The 23,408-nt window shown below is 42.6% G+C and carries 19 protein-coding genes; 13 read left to right on the top strand and 6 right to left on the bottom strand.

Annotation, left to right across the window (positions count from 1 at the left end):
• Positions 1–146 precede the first annotated feature (146 nt).
• From AC5JQI_RS03815 to AC5JQI_RS03805, 3 genes are read left to right on the top strand one after another with little or no spacing between them, the layout of a single operon-like run.
• On the top strand, positions 147–959 hold the full coding sequence (locus tag AC5JQI_RS03815; RefSeq protein WP_493913792.1) for an outer membrane protein OmpK: 813 nt from the start codon (positions 147–149) through the stop codon (positions 957–959).
• Between the two features lie 54 nt (positions 960–1,013).
• Positions 1,014–2,291 (top strand): MFS transporter, encoded by a 1,278-nt coding sequence (locus tag AC5JQI_RS03810; RefSeq protein WP_493913791.1) that lies wholly within the window; start codon positions 1,014–1,016, stop codon positions 2,289–2,291.
• A gap of 46 nt (positions 2,292–2,337) precedes the next feature.
• Positions 2,338–3,393 carry an LLM class flavin-dependent oxidoreductase gene (locus AC5JQI_RS03805; protein ID WP_493913790.1) on the top strand — a complete coding sequence of 352 codons (1,056 nt, stop codon included), beginning with the start codon at positions 2,338–2,340 and terminating at the stop codon, positions 3,391–3,393.
• Positions 3,394–3,456: 63 nt separating this feature from the next.
• Here the strand turns inward: AC5JQI_RS03805 and ybbP are convergent, their stop codons facing one another.
• Together ybbP and ybbA are read right to left on the bottom strand one after the other, a co-directional pair.
• Positions 3,457–5,889: a putative ABC transporter permease subunit YbbP gene (gene ybbP, locus AC5JQI_RS03800; protein WP_493914598.1), complete on the bottom strand. Its 2,433-nt coding sequence runs from the start codon at positions 5,887–5,889 to the stop codon at positions 3,457–3,459.
• Positions 5,886–6,572 (bottom strand): putative ABC transporter ATP-binding protein YbbA, encoded by a 687-nt coding sequence (ybbA, locus tag AC5JQI_RS03795; protein WP_493913789.1) that lies wholly within the window; start codon positions 6,570–6,572, stop codon positions 5,886–5,888. Before ybbA ends, ybbP begins: the two co-directional genes overlap by 4 nt.
• On the opposite strand from ybbA, the gene tesA reads away from it, so the two are divergent.
• The 5 genes from tesA to AC5JQI_RS03770 all read left to right on the top strand — a co-directional run bounded on the left by tesA (position 6,543) and on the right by AC5JQI_RS03770 (position 10,406).
• The gene (gene tesA, locus AC5JQI_RS03790; protein ID WP_493913788.1) at positions 6,543–7,175 is read left to right on the top strand and encodes a multifunctional acyl-CoA thioesterase I/protease I/lysophospholipase L1; all 633 of its coding nucleotides are present in this window, start codon (positions 6,543–6,545) and stop codon (positions 7,173–7,175) included. The genes ybbA and tesA overlap by 30 nt on opposite strands.
• 65 nt (positions 7,176–7,240) lie before the next feature.
• Complete coding sequence (locus AC5JQI_RS03785; protein WP_493913787.1) at positions 7,241–8,017, top strand: SDR family oxidoreductase; 777 nt, start codon at positions 7,241–7,243, stop codon at positions 8,015–8,017.
• 34 nt (positions 8,018–8,051) lie between these two features.
• Positions 8,052–8,972 (top strand): co-chaperone YbbN, encoded by a 921-nt coding sequence (locus tag AC5JQI_RS03780; RefSeq protein ID WP_493914597.1) that lies wholly within the window; start codon positions 8,052–8,054, stop codon positions 8,970–8,972.
• Positions 8,973–9,018: 46 nt separating this feature from the next.
• Positions 9,019–9,948, top strand: coding sequence for an SPFH domain-containing protein (locus AC5JQI_RS03775; RefSeq protein WP_237385501.1), 930 nt, complete (start codon positions 9,019–9,021; stop codon positions 9,946–9,948).
• A gap of 2 nt (positions 9,949–9,950) precedes the next feature.
• Positions 9,951–10,406, top strand: a complete 456-nt coding sequence (locus tag AC5JQI_RS03770; protein ID WP_493913786.1) for an NfeD family protein — start codon at positions 9,951–9,953, stop codon at positions 10,404–10,406.
• Here AC5JQI_RS03770 and cueR read toward each other — a convergent pair.
• On the bottom strand, positions 10,403–10,807 hold the full coding sequence (gene cueR, locus AC5JQI_RS03765; protein ID WP_493913785.1) for a Cu(I)-responsive transcriptional regulator: 405 nt from the start codon (positions 10,805–10,807) through the stop codon (positions 10,403–10,405). The two genes, AC5JQI_RS03770 and cueR, sit on opposite strands and share 4 nt — an antisense overlap.
• A gap of 79 nt (positions 10,808–10,886) precedes the next feature.
• Between cueR and copA the strand changes: the two genes are divergently transcribed.
• Genes copA through ybaK form a run of 3 tightly spaced genes read left to right on the top strand, consistent with a single transcriptional unit; the run spans position 10,887 to position 15,081 of the window.
• Positions 10,887–13,691, top strand: coding sequence for a copper-exporting P-type ATPase CopA (gene copA / locus AC5JQI_RS03760; protein ID WP_493913784.1), 2,805 nt, complete (start codon positions 10,887–10,889; stop codon positions 13,689–13,691).
• 55 nt (positions 13,692–13,746) lie between these two features.
• Positions 13,747–14,559: a TraB/GumN family protein gene (locus AC5JQI_RS03755; RefSeq protein WP_493914596.1), complete on the top strand. Its 813-nt coding sequence runs from the start codon at positions 13,747–13,749 to the stop codon at positions 14,557–14,559.
• A gap of 45 nt (positions 14,560–14,604) precedes the next feature.
• On the top strand, positions 14,605–15,081 hold the full coding sequence (gene ybaK, locus AC5JQI_RS03750) for a Cys-tRNA(Pro)/Cys-tRNA(Cys) deacylase YbaK (protein WP_237385505.1): 477 nt from the start codon (positions 14,605–14,607) through the stop codon (positions 15,079–15,081).
• A 481-nt stretch (positions 15,082–15,562) separates the two neighbouring features.
• Here ybaK and ushA read toward each other — a convergent pair whose 3' ends face one another.
• Positions 15,563–17,221 (bottom strand): bifunctional UDP-sugar hydrolase/5'-nucleotidase UshA, encoded by a 1,659-nt coding sequence (gene ushA, locus AC5JQI_RS03745; RefSeq protein WP_493913783.1) that lies wholly within the window; start codon positions 17,219–17,221, stop codon positions 15,563–15,565.
• A gap of 299 nt (positions 17,222–17,520) precedes the next feature.
• Here ushA and AC5JQI_RS03740 point away from each other — a divergent pair, with 299 nt between their 5' ends.
• Positions 17,521–18,738: an MFS transporter gene (locus tag AC5JQI_RS03740; protein WP_493913782.1), complete on the top strand. Its 1,218-nt coding sequence runs from the start codon at positions 17,521–17,523 to the stop codon at positions 18,736–18,738.
• A 239-nt stretch (positions 18,739–18,977) separates the two neighbouring features.
• Entirely contained in the window at positions 18,978–20,696 is a 1,719-nt protein-coding gene (gene ybaL, locus AC5JQI_RS03735) for a YbaL family putative K(+) efflux transporter (protein WP_493913781.1), read from the top strand.
• Between the two features lie 80 nt (positions 20,697–20,776).
• On the opposite strand, the gene AC5JQI_RS03730 is transcribed toward ybaL, so the two are convergent.
• Both AC5JQI_RS03730 and wzz(fepE) read right to left on the bottom strand, forming a co-directional pair.
• Positions 20,777–22,087, bottom strand: a complete 1,311-nt coding sequence (locus tag AC5JQI_RS03730) for an inosine/guanosine kinase (protein WP_493913780.1) — start codon at positions 22,085–22,087, stop codon at positions 20,777–20,779.
• A 171-nt stretch (positions 22,088–22,258) separates the two neighbouring features.
• The gene (gene wzz(fepE), locus AC5JQI_RS03725) at positions 22,259–23,362 is read right to left on the bottom strand and encodes an LPS O-antigen length regulator Wzz(fepE) (RefSeq protein ID WP_493913779.1); all 1,104 of its coding nucleotides are present in this window, start codon (positions 23,360–23,362) and stop codon (positions 22,259–22,261) included.
• Positions 23,363–23,408 lie beyond the last annotated feature (46 nt).

Below are 23,408 nucleotides of genomic sequence, written 5' to 3'. Positions count from 1 at the left end.
ATGGTATAAAATCGTTGAAGAAGATTGCAAAACTCCGGACAACCAAGTGCTGGTTTTAATACTGGTACTTTACTAAGTATAAAGTTAGTTTATGGGATAAAAGAGGGATTTACCTAAGTCCCTATAAAATAACGAGGAGAAACTCAGTGTCATTTCGAAGGAAGCAAGGAATAAACAATCTATTCACATCAATGACAACAATAAGTGCAATGTTACCTGTCATTTCATTATGTTTTCTTTTTTCGTCACCGGTACAAGCCGATGATTTCGTTAATTTTCAATCAATTGATACCAGCCTTTACTTCCAATCCGGAAATAAAGTCGATCCTGAGAAAACGCTCTCCCCTATTGTCGAAGCCTTTGGTGATTATAAAATCGGCGATATGTATGTCTACAGTATTTGGCAAAATTCTCTGAAACATGATTATCAAGGCGATAAAAGCACTTATTACTATAAATTTGTGCCAAGACTCAGTGCCAGCAAAATCACGGGGTATGATTTTTCTTATGGCCCATTAAAAGATGTGCTGTTTTCCCAGTGGATTGCCAAAACCAAAAACGTAAAATATGACTATTTCCCCGGCATCAGCCTTGATTGGCAAGTGAATGGATTCAGTTGGTTACGTACCATTTTTTATTTTGAAAATAATTCAAAAGGAAGCTGGAACGATCAACGTATCCACATTGATTATGGCATTCCTTTCACTAATCGGTTAGGGGATTTCCGCATCGTAGGGACTTTCGACTATACATTGGGGCTACACGATAACCCTGAAATGATAGATTTCAAGCCTGAATTACATTATGACTTAGGGAAACAACTGGGATATCAAGCTGGTCATCTGTGGACTGGGGTTGTCGTAAATCCGGTCAAAAATAAGTACAAAATAAAAGATACGCCAAGCTTTCGCACGAATCAATTTAGCTATGGGGTGTTTATTCGATACAGCTTTTTCTAATAAGCACATAAAATAGTGCCGTTTTTAATGGTTTATATCCTTGATGGGGTCAAAATGTCCATTCAATACGACAAATTCGGACGTACTTATCAGTGGTTTTTGCTGATACTTTTAGGCATGGTCTATTTTTTATCCACAGCAACAACCTTTACGTCATTGGGTGTTGTCCTACCCAGCATGATTAATGAACTGGGGTGGAGCTGGACTAATGCCGGTTTGGGATTCACGCTGCTTGGCCTGACTTGCGGGCTATCCAGTTTTCTGCCAACTGTGTTCATTCGTAAGGTTGGTGTTCGTTTCACTCTGTCCATTGGATTGCTGATTTTTCTGGCCGGTTTCTACAATCTTTACCACACATACGCTATTTCATCATATTTTATCGGCACGGCTTTAATTGGTGTCGGTTTTACCTTTTTGGCGACGGTTCCGGGCACTTATGTCATTTCACGCTTGTATGAAAAACAGTCCCTTGCTTTTGGCGTCTATTTCACGATCGGTGGATTAGGGGGCGTGATTGGCCCATGGATCTATTTTTTGGCAACCCGTGTCTGGGGAACCTGGCGGATGCACTGGATGATCTCCGCTATTGTGCTCACCATTTTCGTTATTCTGACCCTTATTACCCTTCAGGAAGGAAAACGGGAAATTGCCCATGCAAAGGCCGTGAACCAACAACATAACAATCAGGATACATTCAGCATTTATCGCACCAAGCAACGCTGGACTGCGCACCAGGCACTTCGAACATGGCAATTCTATGCGATTGCAGCAACTTACACCGCATTTTTATGGTGTGGTATTACAGTCAATAGTTTTGCGGTTGCTCATATTATCGAAAATGGTTTCAGCGAAGCTATCGCAGTAGGGCTATTGAGCACGATGGCCTTTATCAATGCATTTTCCAGATTGGCCGGAGGCGCAGCCGGGGAATGGGTTGATCCGAAAAAATTACTGATTGGCAGCCTGACTATTATCATTCTTGGCCTAATCGCGCTGAGTATCGCTTCTTCATGGCCATTCTTGATTGCGTTCTCACTATTTGTCGGCATGGGATACGGAATGACTTTCCTCGCATCCAGTGTGTTGTTGGCTAACTATTTTGGCCGCAAACCTTATCTTGAGCTGTTTTCAATCATGAACCTGATTTCAACATTGGCTTCTCTGGCTCCTTTTTTTGCTGGTGCCATTAAAGATTACTCAGGTAGTTTTACTTTAGCGTTCCTGATTATTGCTATCCCCGTATTCATTGTTCTTGTCATAACATTAATGATGAAACCGCCTGCTCAGAAAATGAGAAAGCATTCGGCAGAAAACACTCAATTTACTGAATAGGGCAAGAATGAGCTGAAATAACATACATACAAACAAGGAAAGAGTGATGTCAAAGAAAGAGTTTGGTGTATTTCTACCCATTGCCAAAGGTGGGTGGATCATCTCCAAAAACACGCCACCACTGGATGCGTCTTATAAACAAAACCGTGAGGCTGCTATTCTGGCTGACCAGATTGGCCTTGATTTCATTATGTCCATGGGTAAATGGCGCGGGTTTGGTGGCGAAACAGATCATTGGGGCTGCTCGCTCGAATCCGTCACGATGATGGCTGGTATTGCTGAAGTTACCCACCGCGCAAAATTAATCGCTACTGTTCACGCGGGGCTACATAATCCGGCTGTCACGGCTAAAATGATCGCTACTCTGGATCATATTAGTCAGGGGCGTGCTGGCCTGAATATTGTTTCCGGTTCATTCCGGGATGAGTTTGAACAAATGGGTGAATGGGATGGTAGTTTAGACCATGATCAGCGCTATGCCATGACCGAAGAGTGGACTCAGTTGATCAAACGACTTTGGCGTGAAAAACAGGTTGATTATGAAGGCACTTACTTTCATCTAAAACAGTGTGTTTCTGAGCCTAAACCTCTTTCACTGCCGCGCCCTTATCTGGTTTGTGCCGGTCAGTCCGAGCAAGGGCTGCGTTTCAGTGTACGTCATACCGATGTTTGTTTTATCGGTGGCAAGGATGAGGCTGAAACCCGCAACATCAGTTTAACCGCCAAACGTATTGCGGCTGAATACAATACAACAACGAAAACATTCTGCATGTGTACCGTCATATGCGCTGAAACAGATGCCTATGCTGAAACCCTTGCCCAGTTCTACCGCCAAGGTTTGGATGTGGAAGCCGTCAAAAATATGATGCGTAGTTTCGGCGTCGATATGGATGGAAAAAGTAATGCGATGGTTGAACGCTCCCAAAATGCCTTTATGACCCATACCGCCATCGGTGCGCCAGATACCTGCTACAAGCAACTGGCAGATTTAATGCGCACCTGTGAATTGGATGGCGTGATGTTAATCTTCCCCGATTATATAAAGGGGTTAAAGGTTTTTGGGGATCAGGTCCTGCCCAGATTAAGAGAGGAATTTTCCTGATAAGATCAGATAATCACTTTTAAAATGGGGAGCGTTTTTTTCAAAACCTCCCCCTGTTTTATTCTACTCTGGCAAGCGTCGATGATGCCCTTTGCCACGCAATAATCTAATCCCCAGCCAACTGCCACATAATGAAAGCAGTAAGCTGCTGATAATGGGAAGTAAAAACCACATCAGCCATTGTGGTTGCCACGGGAAATGAAAGACCTGGGTCTGCAATAACCACAGCGCAATTTCTGCACCAAATGCGGCGGCTAATCCCGCCATAAATCCCAGTAATGCAAACTCACTCCACAATGTGCGACGCAGTAATTTCTTGCTCGCGCCCAATGTACGGTATACCACCAATTCAAGCTGACGCTGGCTCATACCGACCTGAATTTGTGCCAGTAAAAGCAAGGCGCCGCAAATCATCACCAGAACAACCATAATTTCCAGTGCTTTACTGACTTGCTGCAAGATACCTTGTAACTGTTTAAGTATCGAGCCGATATCCAACATGCTGATAGTCGGGAAACGCCGGTTTATTTCCGTCAGCAACCGTCCATCGCCTTCATAATGGAAGCTGGTCAGCCACATTTTAGGCTGATTTTCTAACGTTTCTTTAGCAAAGATAAAAAAGAAATTTGGATTGACACTTTCCCAATCCACCTGACGAATACTGCTTACGGTGGCATGAAATGTTCGTGTATCACCCGTGAATGTAAGTTGATCACCTAAATGAATTTGTAATCGCTCAGCAACGCCTTGTTCCATGGATACTTCATTCGTTTTCGGCGGCCATGTTCCCTCTACAAGGGTATTAAAAGTGGGCAATTCTGATTTCCACGTTAAATTCAATTCACGGCGTACCGTTGTGCTATTGGGGTGTTTTTCATCTGCCCATTCAACCGCCGATTGCCCATTGATTTCTGTCAAGCGTGCCAGTATCACAGGATAAAAATCAGTCGGCTTTACCTGATATTTATCTAATAGTCCGTTAACTTGAGCAAGCTGCGGCTGAGTCATATTGAGCAGGAAATAATTCGGACTATCAGGTGGCAATTGCTGTTGCCACTGATTTAATAAATCGCCCCTTGCCATGATCAACAGAGCCAACAACATGAATGACAGAGAAAATGCAGCCAATTGTGTCATGGTCTGGAATGGGCGACACAGTAGACGGTTGACAGCCAGACGCAGGCTCAACTGACGAAATGTCACTCGGCGCAACAGCCATAAACCACTCCATCCCAATAGCGCCAACAGCAGCGCAACCATCGGTACTCCTGCCAGCAACGACCATAACAACGGTTTGGTGCCTGCCAGCAAGACCAATCCTCCCGTGATAATCAATGCGACTGTCGGCAAATAATAACGTAATGGCCAGATAGCCGCAGTCATATCATTTCTTAATACCCGTGAAGGCTGGGTCGCCATTAATTGGCGATAAGGACGAATGCCCACCAGCACAGCAATACCCAATAAAGTACCAATCGACCATATCCACGGCCATATACCCGCCGCAGGTAGCATTTTAGGCAGCATTTCTGCCAGGATCCGAATCAATGCAGTTTCAAAAACTAAACCTAAAACAGAACCCACCACAATCGCGGCAAGCAATATGACTAACCACTGCCCAATTATCCACTGAAGCAAAGCCCAACGCCCCGCCCCCAATGTTTTCAGAATGGCAATCAGATTATGCCGGCTGCGACAATAATGCGACATGGAAACCGCCATCGCAGCGACAGCAAGTAACAGTGTCAACAAAGCTGATAACAGTAAAAATTGTTGTGCGCGTTCAATGGATTGTGCCAGTACACCGTTATCCTGTTTCAGTGTGAGCCAACGCTGGTCAGCTTTTAGTTGCGGATCAATCAGCTGCTGAAAAGACTGGAGTGCTGTTGGAGAGCCAGAGAACATATAACGATAAGTCAAACGGCTGCCCGGTTGAATAGCTCCTGTCGCTTCAGCATCATCAAGATTGATTAAAATCCGGGGGGAAATCTGGAATGGATTAAAGCCGCCATCAGGTTCTTGCAGCAATTCCCCACGAATTTTCAACCTCGTATCGCCAATCTCGAGATTATCCCCAATCTTAACGCCCAATAATGCCAGCAACCGAGGCGCCACCAACACAGACCCTTTTTCTGGTTTTAATCCCCTCGGTTTAGTTTCCAGCTCTCCGTACAGCGGATAACGATCATCTGCCGCTTTCACTTGGGCTAAATGCGGAATATCACCCGCATAAGTCATGGTCGAAAATGAGATCTGGCGGCTCAATGTCAACCCTTGCTTCTGAGCCTGTTTTAACCAAGCTTCATCAACGGGATACGAGGCCCTTAAGACCAGATCGCCAGCCAGAAAATCGCGGCTTTGATAATGCACACTTTTATCAATGCGATCACTAATACGCCCTAATGCCAAGACGCAAGCAACTGCCAATGTCAAGGATAACCAGACAATCAGGAGGGATGGTGTACGCCATTCACGCCAAAACCAGCGCCAGATCATGCTTCCTCCCGCAATTTTCCATCGACCAGACGTAAACGACGTTGGCATCGGGAAGCCAACTGGCTGTCATGAGTGACTAAAATTAAGGTGGTGGCGTAATCGTGATTGAGGGAAAACAGCAAATCAGCAATGCGATCACCTGTTTGGCGATCAAGATTGCCTGTAGGTTCATCTGCAAACAAGATTTTTGGGCGGGTACAAAACGCCCGGGCCAGAGCAACTCGCTGTTGTTCCCCACCAGAAAGTTGAGCTGGCATATGTTTCAAACGTTTTCCCAACCCTAGCTGTTCAAGTAATTCAATGGCCTGCTGGCGGCTTTGGTTTTCCGATTCGCCACGCAATAACGCCGGAAGCTGGACATTTTCCAATGCGTTCAAGGTTGGAATCAACATAAACGACTGGAAAACAAACCCCACATTTTCTGCCCGTAACTGCGCCCTCTGTTCCTCATTCATATGGCTGAGATTCTGCCCCAATAAATGAACATCTCCACTGCTGCCATCGTCCAAACCTGCAATAATGCCAAGAAGCGTTGACTTCCCTGATCCCGATTCACCAACCAATGCAATTGTCTGTGCTGACTCGACAACCAACCCAACACCTTGCAATATATTAATTATCTGTTCCCCTTGACCGACATGTTTAGTGAGATTATGAACTTCAAGAATACTTTCTACAGCCATGTATTTTTCCTTTTGTTGTTAGTGCTATGCAGTACCAGAGCAACAGCAGCGGATACTCTGCTTATATTGGGTGATAGCCTCAGTGCAGGATATCGTCTGCCTGTTGAGCAATCATGGCCTTCGCTGATGGCAAAGCAATGGCAACAAACTGGCAAAAAAACAGTTATCGTAAACGCCAGTATCAGTGGTAATACTGCATTGCAAGGCCTTGAACGTTTGCCTGAGTTATTGAAACAACACAATCCAAAATGGGTTCTGATAGAGCTTGGCGCAAATGATGGGCTACGTGGTTTTCCCATTCAAAACATAGAACAACATTTGCAACAGAGCATTACCTTGGTTAAACAGGCCAATGCTCAACCTTTATTAATGCAAATTCGAGTTTCACCCAATTATGGCAAGCGTTATACCGAAGCCTTTGCAAAAATTTATCCTGCACTGTCTGAACTCAACCAAATTCCGCTACTGCCATTTTTCATGGAGCATGTTGCTATAAAACCAGAATGGATGCAGGATGACGGGTTGCACCCGAATCAATCAGCACAGCCCTTTATTGCTGATTGGATGTCCAATCAACTGTCGGCATATATCAACCATTTTTAAGTAAAGATATTGCTTAATAATAAATCATTTATTTCCATAATTAATGCAAATAAGCAGGTAAAGTTATGCAAAAATCGATTCTTATTACTGGATGTTCCAGCGGCATTGGATTAGCTGCGGCCAAAACACTTCATCAACGTGGTTACCGTGTACTCGCAGCTTGCCGCAAGTCCGCAGATTTAGAGCACATGAGTGAACTGGGATTTGAACCCATTGAGTTGAATTTAGATGATAAAGACAGTATTGAACACGCGGCAAAGAAGGTGATCGAATTAACCAACGGCCATTTGTTCGGATTATTCAATAATGGGGGATTTGGCCTATACGGTTCACTGGAAAGCATTACCCGCGAGCAAATGGAAAAGCAATTTTCCACCAATTTCTTTGGCACCCATCAACTGACATGTCTGTTATTGCCAGCCATCCGTGCCTATGGCGCAGGCCGAATTGTTCAAACCAGTTCTATTATGGGGTTAATCTCTTCACCAAACCGTGGAGCATATGCAGCCAGTAAGCATGCCCTTGAAGCATGGTCTGATGCTTTACGTGGAGAACTGGCAAATACGGACATTAAAGTAAGCCTGATAGAACCGGGTCCAATCAATACGCGTTTTACGGAAAATGTGAATCAAACCCAGCAAGATAATCCTGTCGAAAATACAAGCCTGGCACGCTGTCTTACATTAATGCCTGAAGATGTCGTGACTAAACTGATTCATGCTCTGGAAAGCCCCAATCCCAAATTACGTTATTCTGTTACATTATTGACTCATACAGTAAAAATAGCGCGTCGTATACTCCCGGAAAAATGGCTCGACAAAATTGTTCGCAGACTAAGTTAATGAACATTGAAAAAGGCACCAACGAGTCTTATTTATTCAATATGATCCCTTATTAACAAACCAGAGAGAAATGCCCATGGAACCTACAGTGAATACCAACAATAATACCGCCTATATCACCAATATTGATGAGTTGAATATTGCTCAAGTCGTTCAGCACTCACTTACTCAGCTTGTCGTATTCTACTTCTGGTCTCCACAGGATCTGCATTGCCATGAATTAGAATCAACGCTTGATAAAATAGCCCATGAATATGCCGGACAATTTACTCTGGCTAAAGTCAATTGTGACCAACTTCCTCATCTCGCAGCACAATTTGGTGTACGTAGTTTGCCTACTGTATTATTTGTAAAAGAGGCGCGCCCTGTCCAAGGCTTTGAAGGTATCCAAACTGATGAAGCCATCAGAAACATTTTTTCCCAACTTATTATTGAGGAAGAAAAATCACCGTTAGAAAAAGTGAATGCTCTGCTTACAGAAGGCAACAATCAGGAAGCACTGCCTTTGCTGAAAGAGATTCATCAGCAAAATCCAAAAGATACAGACATTACATTACTGTTGGCTCAAGTTAACATTTCACTTAATCACCTTGAAGAAGCTCAAAAAATATTGGATATCGTCCCATTAGAAGAGCAGGACGAGCATTATCATGAGTTACTTGAGCACATTAAATCTCAGAAAGAAGCGGCTGATTCACCTGAAATTCGACAACTTCAGCAAGAACTGGCTGCTCAACCAGAAAATGCAGAGTTGGCCATTCAATTTGCTGCAAAGTTACACGAAGTTGGTCGTAATGAAGAAGCGCTAGAGTTACTGCTTGGTTTTCTGAAAAAAGATCTTGCTGCTGCTGATGGCGCGGTGAAAAAGACGATGATGGATATTCTATCGGCTCTGGGAAGCAGCAATGCACTAGCATCTAAATACCGTCGTCATGTATACTCTTTACTCTATTAAGTAAAAAAACTTATCTATTCCATAATTAGTGAATAAGGGAATTGTTATGGATTTACTCTCTTTTGGTGCTGTACCAATCTTTATCATTATTGCTGTCGTTATCGTCTTTACCTGTGTAAAAACCGTTTCACAAGGTTATCAGTGGACTGTTGAACGCTTTGGGCGCTATACCCGCACATTGACGCCTGGCCTGCACATCATTGTGCCATTTATTGATAAGATTGGACGTAAAATCAATATGATGGAGCAGGTTCTGGATATTCCATCGCAGGAAGTCATTTCCCGCGATAACGCTAACGTGACCATTGATGCCGTCTGCTTTATTCAGGTTGTCGATCCGGTACGTGCAGCCTATGAAGTCAGTAATCTGGAATTGTCCATCATTAACCTGACCATGACCAACTTCCGTACTGTGCTGGGTTCAATGGAACTGGATGAAATGCTTTCCCAGCGTGATTCCATCAATAGCCGTCTGCTGACAATTGTTGATGAAGCCACCAACCCGTGGGGTGTCAAGATCACGCGTATTGAGATCCGTGATGTGCGTCCACCCAAGGAGTTGATCTCTGCGATGAATGCCCAGATGAAAGCAGAACGTACTAAGCGTGCTGATATTCTTGAAGCAGAAGGCATTCGTCAGGCTGCCATTCTGAAAGCGGAGGGAGAAAAGCAATCACAAATTCTGAAAGCAGAAGGTGAACGTCAGTCAGCTTTCCTTCAAGCAGAAGCGCGTGAGCGTGCCGCGGAAGCAGAAGCCCGTGCAACTAAAATGGTTTCAGATGCCATCGCTGATGGCGATATGCAGGCAATTAACTACTTCGTCGCCCAAAAATATACTGATGCCCTTACCAACATTGGTGCAGCAAATAACAGCAAAGTTATTATGATGCCACTGGAAGCCAGTAATTTAATGGGGGCAATAGGTGGTATTGCTGAGTTAATTGGTGAAAGTAAGAAGAGCAAACAGGATAAATAGCCATGATTGAACAGATCGCCGCTCAGCCAGCTTTGTTCTGGCTCTGTTTTGGTGGCCTGCTTTTGATTGCTGAATTGCTGGGAACGGGAGGATACCTTTTGTGGACAGGAACAGCAGCCGTTGTTGTTGCCCTGATCACATGGATTTTCCCTAATATGGGCTGGGAACTGCAAGGTGTTCTGTTCGCTGTTTTAACACTGGTTTCTGTTATTGCATGGCGTAGCTGGTTGCGCCATCGTCCACGCCAAATCAGCGATAAGACCCTCAATCAGAAAAATCACCAATTAATCGGGCTTCGCACCCGTTTAATCACGGATACTGAAAACGGTTATGGCCGAGTCAAACTGGCGGATGGCAGTTGGCGCATTCATTGTAACCAAGAACTTCCTGCCAATACCGAAATTGAGGTCATCGCCGTTGACGGAATTACATTAAAGGTAAGGCCCATAAACCGCTAGCTATGATGTATACAACAACCCGATAGGTGCTCAATGATGGGGCAATCAGCCCCATCATCTCCCGGACATTCAGCTGCCAGTGCCAGCAATGTTTCCTTTATTTTTTGTAATTCCGTGATTGTTTTTTCTATTTCTGCAACTTTTTGCAGGGTCGCCGTTTTTACATCCGCACTGTGGCGGCCAGGGTTACGAAATAAGCGCAACAACTCACGGCACTCTTCCAGAGTGAACCCCACCTCTTTCGCCTGACGCAGAAGTATCAGTTCATCAACATGCTTTTGTTGGTAATAACGATAACTGTTATCTCCCCGAATCGGAGCAGTGATCAGATCTTTCTCCTCATAAAATCGAATCGCTTTGCTGGTTAAACCTGTTTTCTGTGCAATCTCACTGATGTTCACCTTTCCCCCTTGACCTTCCCCTTGCAGGAAGGTTTAGCCTTAATGATAAGTATACCACTCTGTATCAGGAGATATTGCTATGTCCACAACCACCATTCTCGCACTTCAAGACTTAACTTGTATGCACTGTGTTGGCAGAGTTAAAAAAGCACTTGAAAATATATCCGGTGTTGAACAGGCAAATGTAGGTCTGTATTATGCCAAAGTTATCGGTGATGTTTCACCCGATGTGTTAATTGCTGCTATTGTTGCCACTGATTATCAAGCCACTGTTGCTACAAGGCCTGATATTGAATTGCAACTCTCAGGTCTAAACTGCATGAAGTGTGCAGGTAAAACACAAAAAGCCTTAGAAGCGGTGGAAGGTGTCATCGCTGCCGAGGTAAATACCCAAAGCGCAAAAATCTACGGTATAGCCGAAAGCCGTTCTTTAATTGATGCTGTTAAACAAGCAGGATACCACGCCGAGTTAGCTGCCGGAGATGATTTCCCAAAAACTGAGCCGCTGGCAATATCTACCCCACAAACACCGGCGTCTTTGGCAGCGGCAACCTTTTCCTCTTCAGTAAATACTTATTCAATAAAAGCATCTCCGGTAACAACAACTCAGACAAAAACTCATTTAATCGAATCAATTCAGGTTGTGAATAACCAAAATGACGCTATTGGTGATGATAGTGTTCAGCTCTTATTGGATGGAATGACTTGTGCCAGTTGTGTCAGCAAAGTACAAAAAGCGCTGCAATCCGTTGATGGCGTGGAATATGCCAGAGTAAACCTTGCCGAAAGAAGCGCTTTGGTTACAGGTAGAGCATCACCAAATACTTTGGTTGAGGCAGTTATTAAGGCAGGTTATGGTGCGGAAATCATTCAGGATGAAACAGAACGCCGTGAGCGCCAGCAACAGGTTGCACAAGCGAATATGCAACGTTTTCGCTGGAAGTCTGCCTTTGCCTTAATGGTTGGTGTGCCAGTCATGGTTTGGGGCATGATCGGCGATAATATGATACTCACACTTGCAAACCACACGATTTGGCTCACTATTGGCCTGATTACACTGGTCGTGATGATATTTGCTGGCGGGCATTTTTACCGCAATGCATGGCAAAGCCTGAAAAATGGCAGTGCAACGATGGACACACTCGTAGCTCTGGGGACGGGTGTGGCATGGCTCTATTCCATTAGCGTCAATCTATGGCCAGATATTTTCCCATCTCAAGCCCGTCACCTTTATTACGAAGCCAGTGCGATGATCATTGGCTTAATCAACCTCGGTCATGCACTGGAACAACGCGCCCGTCAGCGCTCTTCTAAGGCCCTTGAGAGACTATTGGATTTAACACCACCGACTGCACGGGTGATTACTGAAGAAGGCGAAAAAATACTGCCATTGAATGATGTTATTCCCAATATGACATTGCGCCTGACAACGGGAGATCGTGTTCCGGTTGATGGTGAAATTATTCAGGGTACAGTCTGGCTGGATGAAGCCATGCTGACAGGGGAAGCCATTCCCCAACAAAAATCAATCGCTGATGCTGTTCATGCCGGTACTGTCGTTCAGGATGGAACCGTGTTGTTTAAAGCTAATGCAGTCGGCAGCCAAACAACTCTGGCACGCATTATCAAATTGGTACGTCAGGCACAAAGCAGCAAACCCGAAATTGGCCAGCTGGCAGACAAAATATCATCAATATTTGTGCCTGTTGTCGTTGCCATTGCCGTCATTTCTGGTGCAATCTGGTACTTTATCGGCCCTGCCCCACAAGTCATGTATGCACTGGTAATCATAACCACCGTACTGATTATCGCTTGCCCTTGCGCACTTGGGCTGGCAACGCCCATGTCTATTATTTCTGGCGTTGGGCGGGCGGCAGAATTGGGTATATTGGTTCGTGATGCTGATGCCCTGCAACAAGCCAGTCAACTGGATACCATTGTTTTTGACAAAACAGGTACGTTGACCGAAGGTATGCCGCAACTCACTGAGATAAAAACCTTTAATGGCTTCACTGAAGAACAAGTCTTAGTGTGGGCTGGCGTACTGGAAAATGGTTCAAACCACCCTCTGGCAAAAGCCATTTTGATGAAAGTTGAAGGGCAAAAATTACCAGAAATACAACAGTTCCGGACACTGGCAGGACTCGGCATTCGAGGTGAGATCGGGAATACTGCTCTGCTGCTGGGCAATCAAAACCTGCTTGAGCAAAATCAGGTTGAGACCACAGAATTAAAATCATTAGTTGCAGCACAAGCAGAAAAAGGTATAACACCCGTTACGCTTGCGGTAAACGGAAAGATCGCAGCTCTGTTTTCTATCCGCGATCCTCTGCGCCAAGATACTGTTTCTGCCCTACAACGTTTGCATCATCAAGGCTATCGTTTAGTCATGCTGACAGGTGATAACCCAGTAACTGCAAACGCCATCGCTAGGGAAGCAGGGATTGATCAGGTAATCGCCGGTGTTTTACCTGATGGCAAAGCAACTGCAATCCAATCACTCCAATCAAAAGGGCTGAAAGTGGCGATGATAGGCGATGGCATTAATGATGCTCCCGCATTGGCACAAGCAGATGTAGGCATCGCTATGGGAAGTGGAAGTGATATTGCTATTGAAACTGCATCAATTACTCTTATGCGCTATAGTTTGCACGGGGTTGCTGATGCAGTTGAATTATCCAAAGGCACATTGCGCAATATGAAACAAAATCTATTTGGCGCATTTGTCTATAATACGCTAGGCATTCCGATTGCGGCAGGTATCTTATATCCTTTCACCGGAGCGTTACTGAATCCTGTCGTTGCAGGCGCAGCAATGGCATTATCTTCCATTACTGTCGTCAGTAATGCCAATCGGTTATTGCGTTTCAAACCTAAATCCTAACGTATTCAAAAAATTATGTTAGAAAAGATTAATGTCAACTTTCGGAGTATGGGATATGGGGAAATTGATGACATATTTCAGCGATATATTAGGGTTTAATACTCAACAACATTATCCCTATCCTGCGTTTGATATTAATCTGCGACAAAATAAAAAATTACATATTGTCGGCAGTATTCATATGGGAACAAAGAACATGTTCCCACTTTCTGAAGTACTATTGGAGCAATTGGAGCAAGCTGATGCTCTTATTGTCGAAGCGGATATCACACAAGCAGCTCCCCCCTTCAAAGAAGGATTTCCAGAACAGATTGCTTTATCACAACGTTTATCTCCCGAATATTTTAACTGCTTGCAGCATTACAGCCAGGAAATACAGTATCCTGTTTCGCTACTCGATCCATTACCGTCATGGCAAGTCGCATTAATATTACAGACTTCTCAAGCTCAAAATTTGGGGTTACGTCCTCAATATGGCATTGACTATCAATTGTTGAATAGTGCAAAAACACTGAATAAACCCATCATTGAATTAGAAGGCACCGATACGCAGGTTGCTTTACTTACCAATTTGCCAAACGGTGGGCTTTCTCTATTGGAAGATACACTTAACCATTGGCATACCAATGCCCGTGCTTTGCAGACGATGATCAATTGGTGGATGAATTATAACTGTGAGCAACAAGATCAGGTATTGCCGATGACATTTTGTGAAGAGACTTCTCAAATCTTAATGGCTGAACGTAATCATCAATGGAGTAAGCAGTTGCAAGACTTACCAGTTGGAAAATATTTGGTTGCCGTGGGAGCCTTACACCTTCACGGTGATCACAATTTACGGCAGATACTGGTAAAATCGCAGGAATAACTGCCTGTGACAAATACTCTATTTACAGGAATGACAGGAAAAAATATGACCCCCGCTATCGTTTTATTGGAAAAGCAAAAAATTAATTTCAAACTCCATCCTTATGAACACGATACCAATGAATATAACTTCGGTGACGAAGTTGTCAAAAAACTTGGTTTAGATGCCCAACAAGTATTTAAGACACTTCTAGTCTCCTTGAACGGCGATCCCAAAAACCTTGCTGTTGCTGTCACACCTGTTTCCGGGCAGCTTGATTTAAAAAAAATTGCTAAAGTCTTCAAGGCCAAAAAAGCAGATATGGCCGATCCCCAGTTGGCACAAAAGGCTACCGGATATTTAGTCGGTGGCATCAGCCCGTTGGGACAGAAAAAACGTCTCCCTACGGTTATAGATAGCCATGCACAAACATTGTCAACGCTATTTATTTCTGGTGGCAAACGCGGATTAGATATTGAATTATCTCCTGCTGATTTATGCCAATTACTTAATTGTCCATTTGCTGATATTGCTAAAATTTGAAAATAAATTGCAACTTTCATTAAATTTTTTCGAGCTGGCTCTGTTTTTGCTAAAACAGAGCCTTGTGCTAAATCAGAATATCGATATGCTTCTCCTATAGCAAAAAAACCAATGACTATTTTAATTAACATAATCCATTTAAATATAAAGAGTACAATAGAGACCTCATCACTTTTCAATCAGATTGTTATTAACAATCTTAAGTCAATTAATATGCTGATAAAAGAAGAAAACAATTAATTACAATAACAATTAGATACGTTTAATTTCAACCACCTCTATTTTATATCCAATGGATTTCTAGTGACAGCCTGAAATCCGGAGGGTTTAAATTATGCATAATCACTTCTAAATAACTGTAAGAAAAATAAATAAATAGATAGATAGATAGATAGATAGATAATAGTAAGCAAAAGACCATCTATTTTATAGATGGTCTTTTTATACAGATAACTAACAATAATCTTTTAATCTGTTGCTATCATTTATGCACTATTTCGCCTTTTGGTTCATAGTCAGCGGTATTCAATGGTGAATGTTTTTCAATATATCCTTTCAGTACTTCAGCATCGACGAAACCGGTGTCAACGTAACCCGGTAAATGATCAATCTTTGGATAACCATCTCCTCCAATTGCGTTGAAATTCAGGGTAGCCATTCGATAAGTTTTATTTGGATCTAATGTCTTACCGCCAATTTTTACATCGCTGATATTCTTACCATCAACCACAAAACCCACATTATAGAATTGCCCATAAGCACCTGAATCCTTTTCCATATTTGCAACAGCCGTCAAATATGGTAAGACTTCGCTACCTTTAAAATCCAAATAAACCAACTGATTAGCGAATGGATGCACTTTCATAACATCTTTGTAAGTAATATTTCCCGGTTCAATAGAATCACGAATACCACCACCACTCATCACAGCAAAATCAGCGTTTGTTCGTTCCATCTGAGCTGCCAGTACAAGGTGTGCCATATTGGTTTGAATAAAACGAACCTTACTACGGTCACCTTCTAGTTTGTTATCTACTGAGCCTACTTTAACATTAAGTCTTTGACTGCCTTTATCCTGATAAGGTGTCAATAAATTGAGCATCTCAGGGTCTTGCTGAATTTCTTGTGTATAATAAACACGATCTGTACTACCATCTTCTTTAGTTACTTTTTTCTTCAAGTTGATAGGAATCAATTGGTAACTCACCAATTTAAATTCACCATTACGGAATTGAAAATCGGCTCGACCAACATATTTGCCCCATTCATGAGCTTGAACGATCCATGTCCCATTCTGACGATCTGGGGAACAAGGTGTTCCTGGGATATAATCCATCTGTTTATAATTTTTCTTTTCTGCGGACATACAAACCGGATCTTGTGAGTGACCACCCACGATCATATCTAAATAACCCACAGGAAAACTACGCGCCATTTCAATATCTCCTGGCGCATTGGTGCCATGATGTCCATCGTCATAGTGCCCCATATGAGTTGCAGCAATAATCACATCTGGTTTTTCGTTCTTTTTCAGCTCATCAATAACTTTTTTGGCTTCTTCAGCAGGGATACGAAATTCAACATCGGTAAAATTAGCTGGATTACCTATTTTCGCCGTATCATCAGTCGTCAAACCAAGAACAGCAATTTTCACACCCTGCTTATCAAATATGGTATAAGGTTTAAACAAACGCTTGCCCGTGCTGGTTTGGTAAATATTGGCAGATAAAAATGGGAAGTTTGCCCATTTTTGTTGTTGGTACAGCACATTTAAAGGCTTATCGAATTCATGATTTCCCAGCGTCATTGCATCATAGCCTACAAGATTCATACCCTTAAAATCTGGCTCTGCATCTTGCATGTCTGATTCCGGTACGCCAGTGTTAATGTCACCACCTGACAATAACAATACGCTGCCACCTTTCTTGGCAACTTCCTGACGAACAGCGTCTACCACGGTTTTTTGAGCTGATAAACCATACTCACCATAATCGTTCTGCCAAAAATGTCCGTGATGATCGTTAGTATGCAAGATAGTGATATCGTAAGTTTTATCTTTTTCCCACGCAATAGTTACTAACGGTATCAATGACAGAGAAACAGCAAGGACACATACTGGTGCTTTAAACGAAAATTTCATGGGTATCTCCATGTATTTTAAATTTTTATTAGTGACACTCACCATCTTTCAAATTGCAACGTTGTTAACGACAACTTGAAATCTATTGGGTATCTATGATCATGTATCGAGTTTTTTTGATACGGATTACATAATTATGTCATTAAATAATGTCTTCTTTCACCTTTTTGGGATAACTATCAAATTATGTCCATGCTATAAAATTTCATTAGCAGGCTAATATGTATTAAGGTGTAAAAATTAAACAACTATTTAACACTAGCCATCTCCCTACAAGTCACATTGATAAGCGAATAAATATGAGTGAACAAAGCAATGCAAAATCTCTGTCAGCCTCATCAACAAAAAAACACCGGACAGTTTTCTCAATACTTGGTGCTATCAGCTTATCTCATCTGCTGAATGATATGATTCAATCGTTGATTTTGGCGATTTATCCACTATTACAATCTGAATTTACCCTGAGTTTTATTCAGATTGGGATGATAACACTGACTTATCAAATCACGGCTTCACTATTACAGCCTCTTATAGGTCTGTATACAGATAAGTATCCTCAGCCCTATTCACTACCTATCGGTATGGGATTTACTTTATCGGGACTGCTTCTGCTGGCTTACGCCGAAAATTTTTCCGTTATATTAGTGGCTGCCGCCTTAGTTGGAACTGGTTCATCTGTTTTCCATCCAGAATCATCACGAGTTGCACGAATGGCATCCGGTGGACGTCTTGGACTAGCACAATCATTGTTTCAAGTCGGGGGGAATTTGGGAAGCTCACTTGGTCCACTACTGGCAGCTATTTTCATCGCTCCTTATGGCAGGGGAAATATAGGTTGGTTTTCTCTGGCGGCATTACTTGCGATCGTGATCCTATTGCAAGTTAGCCAATGGTATAAAATGCAGCATCGAACCAATATTCACCAATCCTCTCGCCACATTTCTCTGCCAGCCCTACCGAGAAAAACCGTTATATGCTCTTTTTTCATTCTATTGGTACTGATTTTCTCAAAATATTTTTATCTCGCCAGCATCAGCAGCTACTACACTTTTTATTTGATACAGAAATTCTGTTTGTCAGTGCAAAGTGCCCAAATCTACTTATTCATCTTTTTATTTTCTGTGGCTGCAGGCACCCTCATCGGGGGACCGGTTGGAGATAGAATAGGCCGAAAATATGTCATATGGGGATCTATTCTCGGGGTAGCTCCTTTTACCCTCTTGTTACCTTATGTCTCTTTATTCTGGACAGGCATACTGACTGTAGTGATTGGCGTTATATTGGCGTCTGCGTTTTCTGCTATTTTAGTTTACGCGCAAGAACTCGTTCCCGGTAAAACAGGTATGATCGCAGGCTTGTTCTTCGGTCTGGCATTTGGTATGGGGGGCATTGGTGCAGCGGTACTTGGCTATATTGCAGATAAAACCAGTATCGAATTAGTTTATAAAATTTGTGCTTTCCTACCACTTATTGGAATTTTTACACTATTCCTGCCAAATATAGAAAAGAAAACTTAAAATGTTCAATAAAATAATTAGATAGGTATTATAATTCCTATGTCATCCCCCTTTGTAAACAAGCGTAAATAATGACAAAATCTACATAAATTTACATTAAAATAGCATTTATGTAGATCACTCTTGTTTTCACCATTCAGCATGTTTTTTATCAAGTTCATCTTGAAATAATTATAAAAAATATTATTACATGATTTAACTATATAATTTATTAACTCTCTACCCCAGAAGGAGCCTTGATGGAGCATTCGACACCTCTTATCACGACCATTGTTGGCGGTTTTGTTCTCGCCTATCTACTTGGCATGCTTGCACAACGTCTTAAAATCTCGCCTCTAGTAGGATACCTTGTCGCAGGTGTACTCGCGGGGCCTTTTACACCCGGTTTTGTTGCCGATACCTCTCTGGCCCCAGAACTTTCAGAAATTGGCGTGATTCTACTGATGTTTGGTGTCGGTCTGCATTTTTCACTTAAAGATCTGTTAGCTGTCAAATCAATCGCCATACCAGGTGCCATCGCTCAGATTGCTGTAGCAACTTTATTAGGAGCAGGGTTATCAGCACTGCTCGGTTGGGGACTATTCAGTGGCATTGTTTTTGGCCTTTGTCTATCCACCGCCAGTACGGTGGTATTACTCAGGGCATTAGAAGAACGCCAGCTCATTGATAGTCAAAGAGGACAAATAGCCATTGGTTGGTTGATTGTCGAAGATCTGGCAATGGTTCTGGCGTTGGTGTTACTCCCCGCAGCAGCCGGTATTCTGGAGAGCCAGAATGCGAATATTGGTCAGTTATTGCTTGGGTTGTCCATCACAGTCGGCAAAGTGATTGCCTTTATTTTATTGATGATTTTCGTCGGTCGGAGATTAATCCCCTGGATATTGGCGAAAACCGCCAGCACAGGCTCTCGAGAACTCTTTACACTCGCCGTACTGGCAATTGCACTGGGTGTCGCTTATGGTGCAGTAACACTATTTGATGCTTCATTCGCTCTCGGGGCATTTTTCGCTGGTATGGTACTGAATGAGTCAGAACTAAGCCATCGGGCAGCACAAGATACCTTACCACTACGTGACGCCTTCGCAGTGCTTTTCTTCGTCTCTGTCGGCATGCTGTTTGATCCAATGGTTCTGTTCCAACAACCTCTGGCTATTTTAGGAACCCTTGTCATCATTATTATTGGCAAATCACTGGCAGCTATGGCACTGGTCAGAATGTTTAGTCATTCACGGCGTACAGCCTTAACCATCTCTGTGAGCCTTGCTCAAATCGGTGAGTTCGCTTTTATTCTGGCCGGACTTGGCGTTGCGCTAGGATTGTTGGATGGAGAAGCCCGTAACCTTGTACTGGCCGGAGCCATGATTTCCATTATGTTGAATCCTATCCTGTTCAGTTTGTTAGATCGCTATTTGGAAAAGACAGAAACTATTGAAGAGCAGTTACTTGAGGAAACACTGGAAGAAGAAACTCAGATCCCTGTCAATATCTGCGGTCATGCTATCGTAGTCGGTTACGGTCGGGTGGGGCATCTGCTGTGCCAACGTTTGCAAGATAGAAACTTCCCAGTCGTCGTGATTGAAGATACACGTGCCCGATTTGAAGAACTGGGAGAAATGGGGATCAGTACAGTGATGGGTAATGCAGCCAATAAAGATACTATGGCTCTGGCGCGGCTCGACTGTGCCTGTACGTTATTTCTGACAATCCCTAATGGTTATGAAGCAGGTGAAATTGTCGCTAATGCCAGAGAAATACGGCCTGATATCAATATCATCGTACGTGCCCATTACGACGATGAAGTCACTTATATTACAGAACGTGGCACTAATCAGATCGTTATTGGCGAACATGAGATAGCAAGGGCGATGGCTGATGCAATGCCTGGAAATTATGAAGCCAGTTGCCCGATAGATCCCCCACAATTAGTTTCCCCAATCGCTCCATCTTCAACAGCATAATTTATTACGCAGGAATATCCCCGTATCTGGGGATATTCCAATGAAAGATTAAGATATTATATTGATACACTGTACCGATATTAACGTTCCCAGTAAGACTCTTCCAAACTATCTTCTTTCTCCGGTAACCCTCGGGTTAAACGTGGAGAATGTTGACTCAATACCTGATAACTTACTCTGTTCGCATACTTACAGACCTGAGCTAACGAGGAGTAAGTTAAATAAGAACGAGTATGTTTGCTGGAGTTCGGCACATTCATACGATGATAACTGTTGGCAGTTATATCATGCAGCAATGCAGATAATGCCCCGTCTCCTGCACCATTAGTATTCATGATTTTTTCAGGTCCCCCCATATAAGGTTCAATGTGGGAGTAGACTCGCACTGGATTCTGGCAATCAACCTTACGCATCGCTCGGCTGAATTCATAACGATTAAATTCCGCAATTGCACCAGGTAGCAGAGGATGCAATGTCTGTCGTTTATATTCTTCTTCTGTATAACCTGCCATGTATAATCCAGCAGGCCCGGCTGTACACAACACCAGATCAACCCAATTAAGCACCATATCTGCTGCCAGCAGAGGATCGCTGAAGCCGGTCAGTTCCTGAGCTTCATCTTCATTCATTGCCACAACAGAAACATTTTCAGCCAGAAAGTCACGCCACCACTGAGGATCATCAGCAATAACGTATTTTGTACCTAATGTCAGTACAACAGGCACATTATATTTCTTCGCATATTCGATGGCTTTCATCGTCGCTTCCGGCATTGGTTCACCAGGCTTGCAACGCACCAAATACGCCGTAATCACTAATGCTGACGCTTCCGCAATAATATGCTCTGGGATATTCTCTGGATGGAGCTGATTCATTAAACCCGGGCTAATAGCAAATGTTCTTTCACCATTTTCCGCCACTAACGTAAAACAACGACCAATTGGGCCGTTAACTCCTTGAAGATGATTCAAATCCATACGGCTGGAAGTATTACACAGATAACAATAGGCATAACTCCCTATTTGGATATTATTGCACATGGCACCAAGCAATACGGATTTGTCATCAGCCAAAACGGAATAATTATGCAAAGTATTACCAATAGTCCCTCCTGCAAATTCATGGCTGATCAGCTTATTATCTGTGAGTTCTTTATAAAGCGTCTCAGCTACATCATCTTCAATAACTAACGAATGTCCCTGGCTCAAGTTATAACGCTGAATAAAACTCTCATCGACTTTAGCTTCAATATCTACCAGTGTTTGGTCAATACCGACGATGTAAGCTCGGTTATTTTCAGTGTCCATCATCTCTTTAATGGGTTGGAGGAGAGGATCTCTTAAACTGACAGGAAAATAGTGTTTAGATTTACGTTTACCAGGGAATTTCATAATTAATTGCTACTACGGAGCCAAAATATGCGACATTTTAGCACAATATAATGTGTCACAATACTGGAGGAAAATCAAAAAAACAGAGTGGCATAAATAAAAACAGCCAATGTTATCTTAACATTGGCTGTCAAAAGCATTAGTTATGGCAAGAAATCACCATTAATAACATTAAGCTTCTTGTTTCCGGCGGCTATTCACCATATGGCGCAGCAAAACAAACATGACAGACATAATAAATCCGATAAAGCCAGCACCTATCAGAATCAACAAACGCTTGGGTGAGTCTTTTGACGTTGGTTCATAAGGTTCCTGCATATATTTGAAAGGTTCGAAATTAACCTTATCAATATTCACTTTCTCCAGACTTTTGATATATAACTGACGGTTAAGTAAATCTGCATCAATTTTAGTTGGATCAGTAATTTCTTCAGTAATCTGCAACTTACGTTGCAATGCATCCGCACCTAGCGCAATCGAATAATCCGGATCATCCTTGATCACCGCTCCGCCACTCGATGCTGGCTTTTTGATACCGGCAGAGTTAGCAATGGAAATCGCATACTTCAATCGTTCAATATCTACACTGCGCATATTAGCGATACGTGATAAATCAAGTTCATACATTTTCTGCGAATAAGCCAGTTTTTGATGAACCATATCATTCAACTCATCTTTCACTTGATCACGAACAATTGAAGAGACAAATTTAATATAACCACTCAACAAATTGTAAGCGTCTTGCGCTGTATCAGCACTGAAAGAAAGCCTGGTTTCCTTAAATTCATCATCTTTCTTAGGCGAAGAAGAATTGATACTTTTATTGACAACTTGCTCGATAAGTCTTCTTTTTTCCTGTTCAGAATGATCATCACTCTTAGCAAGCAATTCCTTGAAATAATTAGTATTGACCAAATAGTCTTCACTCAATACACGTGAATTAAAGTTCTCAATAAAACGGTCATACAACATTTCTTCGGTCACTTTCGGTTCAAGACTTAGAACGTGCAAACCCGTTAACGCATTTTTCAATGGCTGAAACTCTTCCAGACTCGGTTTAACCACAGCGGCTGTACTAGTCCATTTTTGTGGCAAAGATGATGCAACGCCGAAGCCAATAACTGCAAAAATAAAAGATACCGCAATGATCAAATATTTTGATTGGAAAATTACGGAGAATAATTCAAACAAATCAATTTCATCTTCCTGTGCCAGATGATGATAGTCTGAATGTCCCGCATAAAAATCGGGATGCTTAATAGGTTTATCACTCATTATCTATATGTCCAATCCAAATAATTTTGTTTTTCATTGATATGCA

Source organism: Xenorhabdus sp. XBWT (assembly GCF_059072735.1).
This window is presented reverse-complemented; position numbering and strand designations above follow the sequence as displayed.

What these genes read in the sequence shown, in the direction of transcription:
- AC5JQI_RS03810 (WP_493913791.1), top strand. Translation starts at nt 1,014, where the DNA reads ATGTCCATTCAATACGACAAATTCGGACGTACTTATCAGTGGTTTTTG.
- AC5JQI_RS03805 (WP_493913790.1), top strand. Translation starts at nt 2,338, where the DNA reads ATGTCAAAGAAAGAGTTTGGTGTATTTCTACCCATTGCCAAAGGTGGG.
- ybbP (WP_493914598.1), bottom strand. Translation starts at nt 5,889, where the DNA reads ATGATCTGGCGCTGGTTTTGGCGTGAATGGCGTACACCATCCCTCCTG.
- tesA (WP_493913788.1), top strand. Translation starts at nt 6,543, where the DNA reads ATGAACTTCAAGAATACTTTCTACAGCCATGTATTTTTCCTTTTGTTG.
- ybbA (WP_493913789.1), bottom strand. Translation starts at nt 6,572, where the DNA reads ATGGCTGTAGAAAGTATTCTTGAAGTTCATAATCTCACTAAACATGTC.
- AC5JQI_RS03785 (WP_493913787.1), top strand. Translation starts at nt 7,241, where the DNA reads ATGCAAAAATCGATTCTTATTACTGGATGTTCCAGCGGCATTGGATTA.
- AC5JQI_RS03775 (WP_237385501.1), top strand. Translation starts at nt 9,019, where the DNA reads ATGGATTTACTCTCTTTTGGTGCTGTACCAATCTTTATCATTATTGCT.
- AC5JQI_RS03770 (WP_493913786.1), top strand. Translation starts at nt 9,951, where the DNA reads ATGATTGAACAGATCGCCGCTCAGCCAGCTTTGTTCTGGCTCTGTTTT.
- copA (WP_493913784.1), top strand. Translation starts at nt 10,887, where the DNA reads ATGTCCACAACCACCATTCTCGCACTTCAAGACTTAACTTGTATGCAC.
- AC5JQI_RS03755 (WP_493914596.1), top strand. Translation starts at nt 13,747, where the DNA reads ATGGGGAAATTGATGACATATTTCAGCGATATATTAGGGTTTAATACT.
- ybaK (WP_237385505.1), top strand. Translation starts at nt 14,605, where the DNA reads ATGACCCCCGCTATCGTTTTATTGGAAAAGCAAAAAATTAATTTCAAA.
- ushA (WP_493913783.1), bottom strand. Translation starts at nt 17,221, where the DNA reads ATGAAATTTTCGTTTAAAGCACCAGTATGTGTCCTTGCTGTTTCTCTG.
- AC5JQI_RS03740 (WP_493913782.1), top strand. Translation starts at nt 17,521, where the DNA reads ATGAGTGAACAAAGCAATGCAAAATCTCTGTCAGCCTCATCAACAAAA.
- ybaL (WP_493913781.1), top strand. Translation starts at nt 18,978, where the DNA reads ATGGAGCATTCGACACCTCTTATCACGACCATTGTTGGCGGTTTTGTT.
- AC5JQI_RS03730 (WP_493913780.1), bottom strand. Translation starts at nt 22,087, where the DNA reads ATGAAATTCCCTGGTAAACGTAAATCTAAACACTATTTTCCTGTCAGT.